The sequence below is a fragment of the Dactylosporangium sp. CA-139114 genome (assembly GCF_050955725.1).
Classification (GTDB): domain Bacteria; phylum Actinomycetota; class Actinomycetes; order Mycobacteriales; family Micromonosporaceae; genus Dactylosporangium.
Genome location: NZ_CP192080.1, coordinates 8,628,314 through 8,642,805 on the forward strand (window position 1 = coordinate 8,628,314; position 14,492 = coordinate 8,642,805).

General features: G+C 63.8%; 12 protein-coding genes, 1 tRNA gene and 1 pseudogene. 9 read left to right on the forward strand and 5 right to left on the reverse strand.

Annotation, left to right across the window (positions count from 1 at the left end):
- Positions 1-279 precede the first annotated feature (279 nt).
- Positions 280-1,143, forward strand: coding sequence for a hypothetical protein (locus ACQP2P_RS38660; protein WP_433609560.1), 864 nt, complete (start codon positions 280-282; stop codon positions 1,141-1,143).
- A gap of 297 nt (positions 1,144-1,440) precedes the next feature.
- Here ACQP2P_RS38660 and ACQP2P_RS38665 read toward each other — a convergent pair whose 3' ends face one another.
- From ACQP2P_RS38665 to ACQP2P_RS38675, 3 genes and pseudogenes are all read right to left on the reverse strand, one after another.
- Positions 1,441-2,205: a hypothetical protein gene (locus ACQP2P_RS38665; protein WP_433609562.1), complete on the reverse strand. Its 765-nt coding sequence runs from the start codon at positions 2,203-2,205 to the stop codon at positions 1,441-1,443.
- Positions 2,198-3,238 (reverse strand): ComEC/Rec2 family competence protein, encoded by a 1,041-nt coding sequence (locus ACQP2P_RS38670; RefSeq protein ID WP_433609564.1) that lies wholly within the window; start codon positions 3,236-3,238, stop codon positions 2,198-2,200. The genes ACQP2P_RS38665 and ACQP2P_RS38670 overlap by 8 nt, the downstream gene beginning before the upstream one ends.
- Before the next feature lie 605 nt (positions 3,239-3,843).
- A pseudogene (locus tag ACQP2P_RS38675) lies at positions 3,844-4,484 on the reverse strand (tyrosine-type recombinase/integrase).
- A gap of 256 nt (positions 4,485-4,740) precedes the next feature.
- Here ACQP2P_RS38675 and ACQP2P_RS38680 point away from each other — a divergent pair.
- Both ACQP2P_RS38680 and cutA read left to right on the forward strand, forming a co-directional pair.
- Positions 4,741-4,917 (forward strand): hypothetical protein, encoded by a 177-nt coding sequence (locus ACQP2P_RS38680; protein ID WP_433609566.1) that lies wholly within the window; start codon positions 4,741-4,743, stop codon positions 4,915-4,917.
- Between the two features lie 4 nt (positions 4,918-4,921).
- Entirely contained in the window at positions 4,922-5,257 is a 336-nt protein-coding gene (cutA, locus tag ACQP2P_RS38685; protein WP_433609568.1) for a divalent-cation tolerance protein CutA, read from the forward strand.
- 67 nt (positions 5,258-5,324) lie between these two features.
- On the opposite strand, the gene ACQP2P_RS38690 is transcribed toward cutA, so the two are convergent.
- Positions 5,325-6,419, reverse strand: coding sequence for a GTP pyrophosphokinase (locus tag ACQP2P_RS38690; RefSeq protein WP_433609570.1), 1,095 nt, complete (start codon positions 6,417-6,419; stop codon positions 5,325-5,327).
- A gap of 748 nt (positions 6,420-7,167) precedes the next feature.
- On the opposite strand from ACQP2P_RS38690, the gene ACQP2P_RS38695 reads away from it, so the two are divergent.
- Entirely contained in the window at positions 7,168-7,725 is a 558-nt protein-coding gene (locus ACQP2P_RS38695; RefSeq protein WP_433609572.1) for a hypothetical protein, read from the forward strand.
- 1,406 nt (positions 7,726-9,131) lie between these two features.
- Here the strand turns inward: ACQP2P_RS38695 and ACQP2P_RS38700 are convergent.
- Positions 9,132-10,058 (reverse strand): hypothetical protein, encoded by a 927-nt coding sequence (locus ACQP2P_RS38700; RefSeq protein WP_433609574.1) that lies wholly within the window; start codon positions 10,056-10,058, stop codon positions 9,132-9,134.
- A 184-nt stretch (positions 10,059-10,242) separates the two neighbouring features.
- Between ACQP2P_RS38700 and ACQP2P_RS38705 the strand changes: the two genes are divergently transcribed.
- From ACQP2P_RS38705 to ACQP2P_RS38725, 5 genes are all read left to right on the forward strand, one after another.
- On the forward strand, positions 10,243-10,722 hold the full coding sequence (locus ACQP2P_RS38705; RefSeq protein ID WP_433609575.1) for a hypothetical protein: 480 nt from the start codon (positions 10,243-10,245) through the stop codon (positions 10,720-10,722).
- A gap of 31 nt (positions 10,723-10,753) precedes the next feature.
- A tRNA-Val gene (locus ACQP2P_RS38710) sits at positions 10,754-10,832 on the forward strand.
- 302 nt (positions 10,833-11,134) lie between these two features.
- On the forward strand, positions 11,135-11,605 hold the full coding sequence (locus ACQP2P_RS38715; protein ID WP_433609577.1) for a hypothetical protein: 471 nt from the start codon (positions 11,135-11,137) through the stop codon (positions 11,603-11,605).
- Entirely contained in the window at positions 11,602-11,955 is a 354-nt protein-coding gene (locus tag ACQP2P_RS38720) for a hypothetical protein (protein WP_433609579.1), read from the forward strand. The genes ACQP2P_RS38715 and ACQP2P_RS38720 overlap by 4 nt, the downstream gene beginning before the upstream one ends.
- Positions 11,956-12,669: 714 nt before the next feature.
- Positions 12,670-14,070, forward strand: coding sequence for an MFS transporter (locus tag ACQP2P_RS38725; RefSeq protein WP_433609580.1), 1,401 nt, complete (start codon positions 12,670-12,672; stop codon positions 14,068-14,070).
- Positions 14,071-14,492 lie beyond the last annotated feature (422 nt).

The following is a 14,492-nucleotide window of genomic DNA, read 5'->3' on the forward strand; positions in this document are numbered from 1 at the left end:
CTAAGCGGCCCTGTCAGGATGTCGCTGGTGGATCACTGATTTATTGATCAAATCGCCGAATTCGGCGTGGGTGAGACCGAACGGCCGATCCGTTCCGGGTGGAGCCCTCTGCAGTGGTGCGTTGCGCTCTTCATTTGCCTCGCCCGCGACTCGCAACGCTAAGATCCTCGTCGGCGACAATTCGCTTGCCTAGTTCTGTCCACAGTGGAGTACGCTCAGAGGCATCCCGAGCTGTGAGGTTGTCCCGGTTCGGCCACTCATGCGAAGCGGAGCAACCCCATGAACGAGACGTGGATCAACATCGGCTCAAGAGCTGCTGTGCGGCTGGAGATCAAGCAGATCGGCGGCCAGCGTGGAGTCGGTGTCGTGCGCCTGATCTTGGGCGTCGAGTTGACGAATCGCGGAGCTGAGGCGGAGCGGATGCGCCTGTCGCTCCGCGGCCGCATTGAGATGCTCAATGTCGAGGGCGAGGGCCTTGCGGCGCACCTCGCTGACCTGGTGCCGTTCGACCGCGATGCAGACCTTGCCGCCATCGGGTCCTGGGACATGATCTCCCTCGCTGCCACGATCGACGACCGCCAGCTGCAGTTGATTGAGGAGTACCGCAGTGGCGGACTCCATTTGAGGATCTCGCTCGCTGGCCACGCCATGGTCGATGGAAGTCAGCTGCCCATCCACATCAATACAATCGACTACCGGGTGCCGCAGAGCGAGTGGCTCGGCCTGCTTGAGCAGATTGGCTACGCGCGTCGCTTCCTTGTCGAGCTGGAGGTCCCGGACCTCCGGACGGACCCTGCGCTCGCTGAGGCGATTGGCTACTTCGCGGATGCGCGCCGACGCTTCAGTGAGGGGGATTGGCGCCTCACTGTCGAGGCGCTCCGGCAGTCCTTGGCAGCACTGGTCGGTAAGAAGCCGGACGAGGAAGACGACGCGGCGGAAGTGCAGGAGAGCTTCAGGGAGCTCCGCAGGGCCCAAAGCGCACGACGCGTTGGCTACGGCGAGCGTGCCGAGGTCGTACGCAAGTCGCTGAAGTTTCTCTGCGACCTTGGCGCACATCCGGAGGCCGGCGAACTGCGGCGCCATGAGGCGCGCTCGGCGCTGATGATGACCGCTGGACTGCTTGAGTCCTACCGCGCGGTGTAAGGCTGGGGCGCCACAGTTCCTCCGTCGCGGTCGACGACTCTTCGAGGCTCCTGGGAGCTACGCAACTCGGTGCGTGCGGTCAAGCGCGAGCCGCGCTCGACCGCGACGTTGACGACTCCGTTGGTCGGACCTTCCCGTGGGCTCAGGAGCTCGAAGCGTGGTACCGGGCGGCGGTGGAGTCGTCCAGCGGTGACGCTCGGCAGCAACACCGTAGGAGCTTGTGGCCGCTATCCGGCCGGGCGGCTACAAGCGCCATCGCGTGGTGTCTTCAAAGACGATCGCCGAGACTCGGGTGCCTTACTGGGTCAGCTGGTCTGCGTCCTCCTCGTCGGAGTGACCCGGCGGCTGATTCCCAGCCGAGAGCTGGTCGAGTGCCTCGAACAGTCGCACGGCGTAGGTGTCGCCAGCCTGGCGTACCCACGACTCGCGGACGAAGAACAGCCAGTAGGCCAGCAGCCCCGCCTGCAGGGTCACTACCACCAACCACGTAGCGGACAGCCCGTGGCTCTTCCAGGAGTAGTAATCGATCCCTGCCCCTAGGAGGAGCACGACAAACGCGTACGGACGCAGCGCAAGGGTGTTGCGCGCCTGCCCGTAGTCGGCGTTCTGCTTGGGAACAAGGGGGAACGCGCTTCGCTGTGTGTCGAGGACGCGGATCAGGTAGCGCGTCGCAGCGACGTAGACCTCGTCTGCGCTTGCCGGGTTCGCGAGCTCTTGCCGCTTGGTAGGGAGCCGGTCGCCGTACAGCCGTTCTAGCGCCTTCCGACGGCGTTGGAACACCGTTGAGTTGCCTGCTTCTCGATGTCGAAGCAGGTGTGTGGTGGGCATTCCATCCCATTTGCGGACGAGCCGGTCTTCCAGGTTCTTGCCGACGCTGCGCGTGAAGTTAGCGAGCAAGATCGTGAAACCACAGCTCAGAAGGATCGGGAGAAGCGCCGCTAGCGGCTCCTTGGGAACGAGCACCACGCCGGCAATGATCGCCGGCGCGGCTGCCCAGAGCCCCGGCAGCACGCGCGCCTGGCGTGAGTACCGGTCGAACAAGCTCAGGATCTCGTTAATCATCGCCGTCTTCGCCGAGCGTTGGGAACTCGGTCATCTGGAGCCAGCCGCGTTCGTTCTCGTCGGTGTGCAAGATCATGTTGCCCTCCGTTGCGAAGACGGTGCACCCTCGGCGCTTGAGCGCGTTGACCACCTTGGGCGACGGATGCTTCGGCGCGGCCTTCGCGGAGCTAACGAACGATGTGCAGTCGGCGTTGTACGGAGCTTCGGGCCGCCCCAGGATGCGGTTGAGGATGGTCGGCCCGACGTTTCGCTTACTGCCGTGGTGCGGCGCCTGGAAGAAACCCAACGGCGCCGCGGAGAACGGGCCTACGGAGTTCTCGTAGCACGAGGCGGCAGCCTCGAGTGCCGGCATGCCGGCGTCCCCGGTGAAGAGCATGCGCTCCTGGCTGGCCGTGATCAGGGTGATGACCGACCCGTTGTTGCGGGCCGAAGTCTCGCCCTCGTCAGTGAGAGTCTCCAGCGGGAGGTACGTGAGAGCCTGCTCGAACGCTCGTGCTACCTGTTGCAGCCAGCGCGGCTGAGACGTGTCGGCGAACGCGCCTACCTTCGCCTCGGCGAGCTGCTCGCGGAGGAGCGCCTCGTAGTACTCCTCGGTCGGGCCCAGGATGCGCAGCTGCCCGCCGAAACGTTCGACCCCGGCGAACGGCTCGGTGAGGATGACGCCACGGCGCCTGGCGAGCGTGATCAGGTTGTCGAGGGCTTCGAGGTTGCTGAATTCCGAGACGTCGCGGATGTGCAACCGCGGCTGATGGATCATGAGTTCGCGGACCGTGAGCTGCTCGACTACCTTCGCCAGGCCGTTCAGGTGGTCAGCATCTGGATGAGTCGAGATCATCAGATCGATGCTATTGGTGCGGTAGTAACGCCGGATATGTCCGACCAGGTTATCCCCGATGTCCGTGAATCCACCATCGATTACGACCACCCCACGCCGGCCGGTGGCGTCCACAGTGAACCGTATGGCGATTGCGTCGCCACTCTTTCCCCCGTCCTGCTGGTCGTTCTCGACCGGCAGGAAGTCAACGTCGTACACCCTCACCCTCCGTGTAAATCGTGCGCCCCACTCGCACGTGTGAACGAAACGTCGGTCAATGTACGCCTCACGCTTCGGTGATGCAACGACCGGGTGGTGTTGGACATTCCCGGAATAATTCACCCTTTTGGCTGACGATCGGTAACGCACGGTAACGTGCCATCTATATACTCAAAGTTATGATCATCGAACTGGTTGAGCTGACGACGGCCGATCATTATCTGTTAATAAACCTTGCCTATGGCGTAGGTTCGTCGAACTGCGGACCGTTGCTTATTGCCGGCACCGATCTTCGCCTGGCGTCTCGTTCATGCCTGGTTCGCATTGCCACAGTGAGTGGAAGGGGCCGTCCCCGCTCCGCTGACGAGCCGCCGTCGTACGGCAACGCTTACGGCAACCGCGCCGTACATGTGCAGACGCTGCCGGTCAGGCGCGCTCAGCCGTTGCACGCCAGGAACGTAGGTGGACGTCGGCAGACGGAGCGGGCAGAACTTACAAGCGGGGGGTCGTTGGTTCGAACCCAACCGTGCCCACCAGCACCGACCAGCCGGTTCGCCGTCAACCCCAGGATGACGCAGGCCGCCTGTAGCAACGGCTGTAGCAACTCAGTCCAGCCGGTCATCAAGACGCTTCATCCCCTCGCGCATGGCATCCAGGTTGGTATGCGCGTAGATCTTCAACGTGATGTCGACATCGGCATGCCGGGCGATGGCCTGCACGAGGTGCGGCGGCACACCCAGCTCCAGCAGCAGCGTGACCATCGTGTGCCGGAGGTCATGTAGCCGGACACCCGACAGCCCGGCCCGGGCGCGCAAACCTCGAAATGCCGGTTGAGGTTCCGAGGCTCCATCGGGGTACCGACCTCGGACGGGAAGACCAGGCCGTGATCCTGCCAGCGCTCCCCTGTCCGTTCCCGTTCAGCCTGCTGCCGCTGCTGGTGGTCGAGCAGCGTGAGCCAGGTGAGCTCCGGCAGCGGCAGCAGCGCGTCAGAGTCCTCGGTCTTGGTGTCCTGCAGAATCAGGGCGCCGGCCACCCGCTGCGCGGTCTTGTCCGGCAACCAGGTACCACGATTCAGATCGAGATCGGCCCAACGCAGGCCGAGCAGCTCGCCACGGCGAAGGCCCATCGTCGCGGCCACCACATAGAGCGGGTAGAGCCGATGTCCCTCTGCCGCCTTGAGCAGGGTTCGTACCTGGTCGACGGACAGGCCCCGCCCGACCTTGTAACTCGGCGAGCTGGCCGGCATCCCGAGCTACCGCCTCAACCTGTCAGGCGACTGGTGGGCGTCCTGGCAGACGTTCAAGGACGGCGAGCAGGTCATCACGCTGCACGAGGTCAAGTTCCGCCAGGAGGGCCAGCGCATCGACGTCGCTACGACAACGCGCGGCATTGCTGTCGAAGACGGCGGCTACCACTGGCAAGGCGAGCTTCGGATCTGGGACAACGAGATCCTGATGGGCTGGTACGCAGCAACGGACGGCTCAGTCCGCTCCAAAGGGACTATGTACTTCGTCCTGCATCCGCACGGCCAGCGTATGTCCGGCAGGTGGGTCGGCCTAAGCTACGACGGAAAGATCGTCACCGGCTGGGGCGCAATGGGGCGCACTGCCGAAGAGGCCACAGAGGCCATCAACTTCCTCATTGCCGGAGAAAGCCCGGATGCAGCCAGCAGTAAGTGAAGTTGTGATCACCGCACCCGATGCTGAATGGCTGGCAACCTTCACTCGACAACTCGTCGAGGATCGATTGTGCTCGTCCGGACACTGCGTCGAGGTAATCCGATCTATCTACAGGTGGCGAGGGGAAATCTACGACAAGCCCGAAGCCCGGGTGATGCTCCACACTCGGACGTCTCTCGTTCGGCAGATTATCGACCGGGTCAACCGTGAACACCCGTATGAAGTGCCGTGTGTCATTGCTACGCCAATGACGCTCGGCAACCCGGCATACCTGCAATGGATTCTAGACGAGACGGAAGAGATCGAGAATTATAAACCAGCCGAAGGTGCGTCAGAATAACCCTGGGATCTGGCAAGTCGTTAGTTGATATGCGGTCGGTCATCCATAAAGGAAGGCCGTCCTCATGTCATTCCCCGCCCTTCGCGGAACTCGACTTCTTCCAGGCCTTCCCTACCATCTCAAACCTCTCTTCATAATGACGCGCTCCGTACGTGTATTTCGCCATCAAATGACTTCGTTTCGAATAGCTAAGACGCGCTAGATTAAAGAGCGCAATGTAATATACGCTGATTCCTCGATCGATCCGCCGTATAACCCGAGGTGTCTCCGACGTCCATAAATGCGCAAAATCGCGCAACTTCTGATGGTTCTTCGCGTAGAACGCCTCAAGTTCTTCGATAGTGGGGATTCCGCACTCTTTTAAAAGGCCAATAGCCCTCTCGTCCGTGTATGATCCATTGTCGGTAAACGAATCTGCACCCAGTAGCTGCCTGAGATAATTTTCATACTTAAGCGCCACTTTGTTGCTCTCAACGAAGGCCAGCGTGTTGTGCGGCGTTAACTCCGATTCCGGGTGGTCCGTTGCTTCCCGGAAAGCGTGTTGTTCAATTACACCTACCTGGTCGCGAAGGTGCACGAAGTCGCTGTCCGCACTTTCCAGCAGGCCAGCAATTCTTGCGAACCGGCGCCGAATTTCTGCAGGCAGCGAATGGGGGTATTTGTAGCCGAGGTCATGCTCAATCTCCGCCCATGCATGCTGCAGTGTCGAGCGAATCTGGAGCTCGAATGGACGACCAGCATACTTGTGATACTCGGGAAGCATGGCGCGCTTTATGTCCAAAGACAACACGTAATGCAGCGAAAGATAACCAAACTCTTTCGCCTCTAGGAGTTGCCGCTTGTCGACCGAATTCTGCCGGTCTACGTCAAACTCGCGTTCAATAATCTCGCCGACCCGGTCGACGTCATCGCTAAAATAGGTAATGACCCGAACTCCGAGCAGATCATGAATCGATGCGTGATTAGCATAGCGGTCCGGATCTCGTGCAATTTTTTTCGCCGCCGATTCGGCACTTTTTACCCGGTGAGTCACGGCAAGGCAGGATATAGCTTCCTCGGCGGTCAGTGCGGCTATAAGCTCGCTAACCAGGCGGCCGTAGCTATCGAGCCCTGCTACAGCGTCGTGGTAGTCGCTGTTCGACTGGCCGCCATAGATCACCATGACGCAAACATACCGTACGGACGCATCTACTAGGCGTTCAGCTCTTCCCACCGTCATCGCTAGACATCAAGTTGCACGGCACCTCTCGCCTCCCGCCTGCATTCACAAGCAAATCGAGGACCAGGTCGCGAGGTGTCAAGCTCAGGCGAGGCCGCCATGTCAAGCATCAACCGGAGTCAGACAGGCGGCGTGTGCCGCGACAGGCGTGCGGCGAAGTCTGTGAGAACTTTCTGTACGTCTTCAAGGCGGCCCGAAACGGGCCGCTCGCCCGCGCCGCTGCGGGGCCGGCGCCAAGCGCCGCGCCGCTCGCCCTTAGCCTGGCGGCACGGGCGGCGTCGTTTCAGCCCCCGGCGCGGGCGAACCTACGTCAATTCGGTCCGCCAAAACGCAAAAGCCCCGGCCCGCCAACGGGACCAGGGCGACGTGCATGACGGCGCCGAGCAGAAGGAGTCTGTGCCTCCGGCGGGGATCTCCGGCTCCAGGATGAGGGAGGCCGCGGCGACGTTGCGGTGATCGGGGGTTGAGGAGGGACTGTGTCATCCCGCCCGCCATCGACCCGGGCAGAGCCAAGCACACCTTCGCCCGCGGCGCCTCCGGTCCGCGGAAGAGTGTCAACGACGAGTTGACAGGGCACCGCGGGCGAAGGTGCGCTTCCCGTAAGGGCGGGTCGACGGCAGACGGGATGACACAGGACGGAGGTTCGGCGCGAGTCGCCGACGATTGCGCGGCTCGCTTACCGTCAACAGACATGCCGCTTGCGAAGGCCGTCGAGTTAGGCGACCTGCCCACCTGGATCTCCGCTATGACCACCCTCTTTACGGCATCGTTTGCGGTCGTAGCCGCCCGAGCCGCAAGGAACCTCTTCCTAGTCGAGTCGCGTCGAGACGCTGCCATTGCCGAGGAGCGCGCTCAATCTCAGGCCGCCCTGGTCTGCGCCTGGACCGGATGGAACCCACCACTGCATCACGTGCCGCAGTCGACCAAACCGAACCATGGCGTCTATCTGCTCAACGCTTCGAAGCTTCCGGTGTACGACGTCCGGCTCGACCTCTATCGAGACGTCCGCGTTAATCAAGCCGACGAGGTTTTCCCCCCAACCAAGATGTTCGGATACCTGATCGGCACTCTCGGCCCTTCACAGGAGGCACAGTTCCACCCGCTGCCGCGCGACGTATTCGAACATGATGAGGTTGATTTCTACGCGGGTGGAGACTTCGGCGTAGCCATGGTTTTTCGCGATGCAAGCAATCGCTCTTGGGCGAGGGACGTCGACGGCCGACTCTCCCAGCGGACAGACCAGCCGTAGTAATCGCAAACCCGGTCGCCGCGCGGCCCTGTCGGCCGTGGAGCCAACCCAACCAGTTGACACGTACGTGTCAGCGTTCACCCCATCGACCGTGGGCAGTCTCTGGGCCGTCGTTGGGCCACCAAACGGTACCCACCATCGACCAATGTCGACCAGTACTGGCGTACGAACTGCCAGATCAGCCGCCATCGCGAGCACGCCGACAAGGAGATGACGGACGAGTCGACCTGCACGCCGGGGGTAGTCCCACCGCTGTAGCGCCAGCTGTAGCAACGTCTGTGGCAGTCCAGCGACCCGTGAACGTCGATCAAGCGGTGCTGCCGACGTCATGGATCGCCAAAGGTCAGCCGACGAGTGGCGCTCGGACCTTACAAGCGGGGGGTCGTTGGTTCGAACCCAACCGTGCCCACAGGTTATCGATCTGGTTTCGCGCAGTTCACGGGCGGTCTTCCGGCTCCGGCCGTTCGGGTCTGCCCCGAGCCGCTGGCGCCCCTCGCTGACCGTGGTTGACCGCGCCTTGGGGCACGCGGGGGGCACGACACTTCGACCGGGAACGGCCCCTCCCAACGCCGCCGCCGCGCCGGCCGATGCCGGCGCTTGCGCCGCCAGCAGGCCGAGCGCGAGCGGCGTAGTAAGCAGGAACGCTCCCACTCCCCCGGTCCGCAGCGGAGTCTCCCCGTATGCCGTCGGCCACCCCACGGGGAGCTGGGCGGCGCCGGCCGGGCCAGGCTCGCCGAAGGCAACCGCGAAGCGGCTTGGCCTGGCGCGGGCGGTGCCGGTCTGCTGGGCTCGGCCTGGCCGACGGTCTCGGGGAGCGGAGCGACCTCCCCGGAGCCTGAGGTCCCGCCGGAGGCGAAGAGCGTGAGTACACGCGGGGGACGAGGCTGCGGGAGCTGCGGCTTGGACCACGGCGGACATCGCGGTAGCTCAAAGAATCCGCCGCGTACTAACGAGGCGACAAGCCGATCAACGGAGCCAACCAGCGCCGCGCGCAGCGCGGCGCCTTGATTCACTACAGCCAGATTCAGCAGTGCAAGTCGACAGAAGTCGGCGCTAACCTGGGCCGCGGAACGTCTGAGCCCTGGCGAAAGGCCGCTCCCGCCTCCGGAGGGCACGCAACTCGCAACCGATCCTGGTGCCATGAGCAGCGCAAAGGTAGAAGTTCGGCTCAGTCGGGCGTGAATTTCGACGCCCGCTCGGCGTGGCGTCGGTATGGGTAGCGGTGGGCACAGCCGGCTCCATCGGGATGCCAGGCGGCCCTACTAGGGCGGGCTCGGGTTCCATGTCCCGCGGGCTTTATCGCAGCGTCCAGCCACAAGGGGACAAAAAACTGTATTTTCGGCAGGCTTGCCTCGCGCTGGTCTCGATCACGTAACGGCGAGCGAATCCCCGTATCGCAGGTTTGTTCAGTCGTCATCACTTGCCTGCCTCTGTAGCTCCAGCGCCCTTTCGATGCGTCGCCGCGTGAGGAACGAGCTTCCGAGTGTGCGTCGCAGGTAAATGGGGTCGATCTGCTCGACGTGACGACGATTGCCGGCGAAGACCGAGTCGAAGGGAAGTCTTTCGGAATACTTCAACTCACGGCTCAGTCGCCACGCGTGAAGAATTCCTGAGCGCGGCCTTGCCAAGCGCCTGATACGTCGACGTCCATCCAGGCCGGACTTGGTTGTCCGCTTATGTTGCGCAACGCGAATAAGGGAATCTGGTCCAAAATCGCCGTTTTTCGATACTTGCGACCACAGAATGTCAATGAGTGCAAGAATGACTTCTTGCTCATTAAAGTACGACCATTCTGTTATCTGGTCGGCCATGTGTGACCATTCGGTATCAGAGTCCATGTACGGCATCGATTCTCTCATGGTAGCCGAGCCACATAGCCACCGAATGGCCTTGCCGTGGCGCGCGACGTCTGGACCGAGGATGTTGTAGATGTCGTCACACGAGAGTCTGTTACTTAGAACAAGCCGACCACAGTAGGCCAGAAACCGCATCACCCTTCGAACAGTACGAGTTTCTGCCCGCACTGCGTTGATGTTCGCCGTCAGCCCGGTTGGATTTCCTTCGATATTCGCGAGTAAAGCATGTACGCGCTCTCTCTGCTCTATCGAGGCATCGACATAGTAATCATCGGCGCCATTATAAAGAAGTAGGCATGTCGCCCAATCATGACGATGCTCCTCCCATTCTCGGCGAACGTCCGTAACTAGTTCGACTCGCGCGGCATTGTTGGTTCGCCGGGCCGCCCAGAAGGCCGCGATAGCGATCGCTGCGGCAACTATGGCGATGACGTTGGCTGCGGCCTGCGTATTAAAAAACTTTGTCACGTCCTGCATTTAGGCGATACCGCCAATCGAGACGGGTCACATTTAAGATAGGTGCAAAGGGGGCGCCGGGTGCGGCTGCAATGGGGCAGGTTACCATGCGCCGGGGGTGGCCGAGTGGAGTGCAGCCCTGCTACAGAATGTGCCGTGTGAACCTGTTTGCGGGTGCCCTGGACTGCGGGCCGGTATTCAATCGGTGCCAGGCAAGCCGTCGGACGGATTCGGGCGGCTGCCGCAAGCTGCGAAGGTTCAGTGTCAAGGCTCTGTTGACGGCGAAGCGGGCGGGCGGCGCGCAACTAAGTCGGGTAGGCCATCGACCTGCCCGCGCCCACTGCCCGGCTGGGCCGCCTGCGATCTGACCTCAGATCGCGATGTCGCCGCCGAAACCAGAGCGCTCTACCCGGGGATCGCGGACGAGGCCGAAAGCACAAGGCCGGTCTCGGTGCGCGTCACGACACGGCCAGACCTAGTAGTCAAAGAGGCTGTAACCGCCCAGTTGGCCTGGGACGGTCCGGCCGAGCTTGAAGCGTGCGACGCGGTGGTGAAGCTCGCGCTGCCGGGGTACCTGCTCGACTGGACCATCGTGAAGACGGTTCACGCCGTCGGGGCGGAACGATGGTCCGCAATCGCGTACACCGATCAGGCTGGTTTCGACGTCACGCCGCCAGCCATCTAGCGCTGGGGCACATGAGGGGCACGACAGCCGAGGGCATAGGCTCTGAGCTGGAAAAATCCGACCGCCTTACAAGCGGGGGGTCGTTGGTTCGAACCCAACCGTGCCCACCAGCACGAACACGCGGCCGGAGGCCGTCCTTTCGGCAACCATACGGCAACGGGACCAGGTCGAGTGGACCCCTTGCCGGCGTCAGGACGTTTCGGGCGGTGGTCTGGCCGCAGCGCTACAGCCCTGGTGAGGCGGCGGCGGAGAGTCCGGTGCGTACAGGTGCAATTGCCTGGCGACGGTCCACGGCCTCCGGCTCGGGTAATGCCAGCGGCCGATGACCGTACACCGTCATGACCTGCCCACGTCCGGGCGGACCGGTGGCTGAAGCTGGCTGTACACGGCAGTTCTGAAGTAGTGTTGATATGTGAGCGCCGCGCCGTTGGAGTCAGTGCCCTTCTCCGAACTGCTGCGTCAGCCGGCCGAGACGACCGACCGTCTGACCCGCGCCCGCGCGGTACGTCTGCGGCGGCGTGACGCCGCAGACCTCGTGTTGATGTCGGCCGAACGCGCCGAAGCGGAGGCCGAGGTGATCGATGTAACCTCGCGGCTGCTCGCCGGGGTCGCGCGCCGCGAGCCGGGTCTCCTACGCGAGGTGCTCCCGAACGCGCTGCCCTGGGTACGCTTCCTGCCCGCAACCGACATCGACGACATGGCGGCGGAACTCGTTTCGACCACAGAGGCGGCTGCGGCAATCGGCAACACCGCGGCAGTGTCGCAGTGTCTCACCGAGTGGCGGCACACCGCCGAGATTCACGCCGATCCCGACCTGTACCGAGCACTGACAACACAGCCCCTCGACGACTTCGGACCGGTGACCCGACCGGAGGAGCAGTGAGCGCCAAACGCGGCGACCGAGCAGCCCCGCCGCCGCGCACGGGGGGCTACGCCCTGTGCTTCGCCTCCAACGACGCCGCGAAAGGCTGGGAGGACCTCTGTCGGCAAGCTGCCGCAAACACCCGCACGGCGTTCGACGCGATCGAAGCCGACCCGTGTCCCGCTGTGCCCACCGCGCGACACCACCCGCTCAAAGGCGGCCTCTCCACCGACACCTACGGCGGGAAAGCCCTGGCCCAGTGGCAGTACGAAGTCACGGCCGGCGGCCGAGTCTGGTACCTGGCCGACCACGAGACCCGGACGTGCTGGATCAAGCATGCCGGCACCGGCCATCCGAAGGCGACGGACTGACGCCGCGCCGGGAGGCTCCGGGAGCGGGCACCGAACAAGCCGTACGGCAACGCTTACGGCAACCGCCCTGAACGCGTCCGGTCGCCCGCGGTCCGCCCCGAACGGTTCCCGCACGCCAGCGACGCACACGGACAGCCCATAAACCAGGATCGTTCGACGCACCGATTGGCCACGTCCGAAACGAACTTCGAAAGTGGGTCCGAACCATTCGCTGACGAGCCGGCCATGGTTCAGTGTTTCGCGGACTTCCTTTCGACCAAATAACGACCGTTGATCACGTACGCGAAAGAACGAATGGGTGCAACGCACACCGGCGGAGCGGCATCGTAGCTTGCAACGCAAGTTTATGTAGGCCCCATCCTGGACCTTCGTGAGAGAGTCGCGCGAAGAACCATCGAAGCACCGAAGCACCGAAGCACCGAAGCACCGAAGCACCGAAGCACCGAAGCACCACATTGTCGGGTCTCGGGACCTGGGTGACACGTCCGGCTGGACGATCATCATCGGCTGCGTGCTCGGCAGCCCCCGTATCGATGCTGGACCTTTCCCCTTGGGTAAGGCCCAGGATCGTCGGTGCCGGCCACAGCCGGCATGAGCCGACCGGGGGTTATGGGTATGGGAGCGTCGACTACGGCAGCTGGAACTAGCGGCTCCGGTCGCGGAACCGGCGGTGCCGGAGGGGGCGCCAGGGGACGCAAGCTGGGTGCGTATCTGGTGGACCGGCGCCCGCTGGCGATCCCCGCGTATCGGCGGCTGTGGGTCGCGTCGGTCATCGCCGCGGTGGGTGGTTCGTTCAGCGGGCTGGCCATTCCCACGCAGCTGTTCACGTTGACCGGCTCGTCCGCGACTGTGGGGGTCTCGGCGGCGGTGTCGCTGGTCGCGCTCGTGGTGTCGGCGTTGTGGGGTGGTGCCCTCGCCGATGCTCGGGATCGGCGGCGGCTGCTTCTGGTCGCCGACGGTTGCCTGGCGCTGACGTACGCGGCGCTGTGGGCGCAGGCGGCACTGGACCTGCGGTCGGTACCGGTGCTGATGGCACTGGTCGCCTGCCAGGGCCTCAGCTATGGAGCGATCATGGCGGCGATGGGCGCGGCGGTGCCCCGCGTGGTACCGGCCGATTTGCTGGCCGCCGCGAACGGCCTGAGCTCGCTGGTTCGGTACACCGGGTCGATTGTGGGTCCGCTGCTGGCCGGGGTGCTGATCCCAGTGGTGGGGCTGGGCACGTTTTATCTGTTGGACACGCTGGCGCTGCTGGTCGTCGCGTGGTCGGTGCTCCGACTGCCTCCGCTCCCACCGCAACCACCCGTGCCGCCGACACCGGTAACGCCCGCCAGGACGACGCCTTCCTCGGTTGGCGCGATCGGGGCGCTGCGGCGGCCGGTGGCCGGCCAGTTGCTGGACGGTTTCCGCTACCTGTTCTCACTGCGGTTGCTGGTGGCGCTGATCGGGGTGGACCTCGCCGCCATGGTGTTCGGGGCGCCGTGGGCGCTCTACCCCGAGCTGGCCCAGCGGGAATTCGGCGGCGCGGCCGGGGGCGGTTTCCAGCTTGGTGTGCTCTACGCCAGCTACCCGGCAGGCGTGTTCGCGGTTGGGCTGGTGTCCGGCGTCTTCACCCATGCACGGCGGCACGGTCTGCTGATGGCGTCCGCCGCCGCAGTCTGGGGTGTGACGGTCGTACTGCTGGGGCTGGCACCCCAGCTGTGGCTCGCCGCCGCCGCGCTGTTGGCCGGCGGAGGCGCAAACTTCCTGCTCAGCACGTTCCGTCGCGCCATCAGCCAGGCGAACACCGACGACGCGCTGCGCGGCCGGATCGAAGGCTCAATGATCGTCGTCACGATGGGCGGCCCACAGATCGGCAACCTCTTGCACGGCCTAACGGGCGCGGCATGGGGACCACGCTGGGCGATCTCAGTGGGTGGCGTGCTGACCATCCTCGCCGTTGCAGGCATCATCCGGGCCATGCCTCAGCTGTGGCAGTACGACGCCCCGCAGCGGACCCACTCACGCTGTTCCACGACATCAACTCCACAACCCTCGGCGCAGTGTCACGCAGGTCCTGATACCGATCTGTCGCGCAGGTCCCGAGACCGGACACACCGAAGAACCACATATTGGTGAGAACTTTCTGTACGTCTTCGATGCGGCCCGAAACGGGCCGCCCGCCCTGGGGCAGAACTTACAAGCGGTTCGAACCCAACCGTGCCCACTGGTTCGCGCCTGTATGAGCCGTAGGTGACGTCCGGCAGGTGAGGCCGACGGCGACAGCAATACCGCCTCACCGGCCGAACGCGACACCAACCCTCGGGCATTTTCCGTGCAGTACCTTGTCCGTGGGCCCGTTCCCCAAGGCGAGGAGAGCGCCGGCGACGGGCCGGTCAATCGGTTACCGAGCGCACTGCACCGTGCCCACGTAGGCGCGTCCCGTTGCGCGCCACTGCGTGCTGCTCTCGTTTCCCGCATCCCTCCACCACTGCCGCCTGCTCAGTTTCGTCCGCATGTCTCGAAACAGACCCGACACAAGAGTTCGACATCCAGGGAGG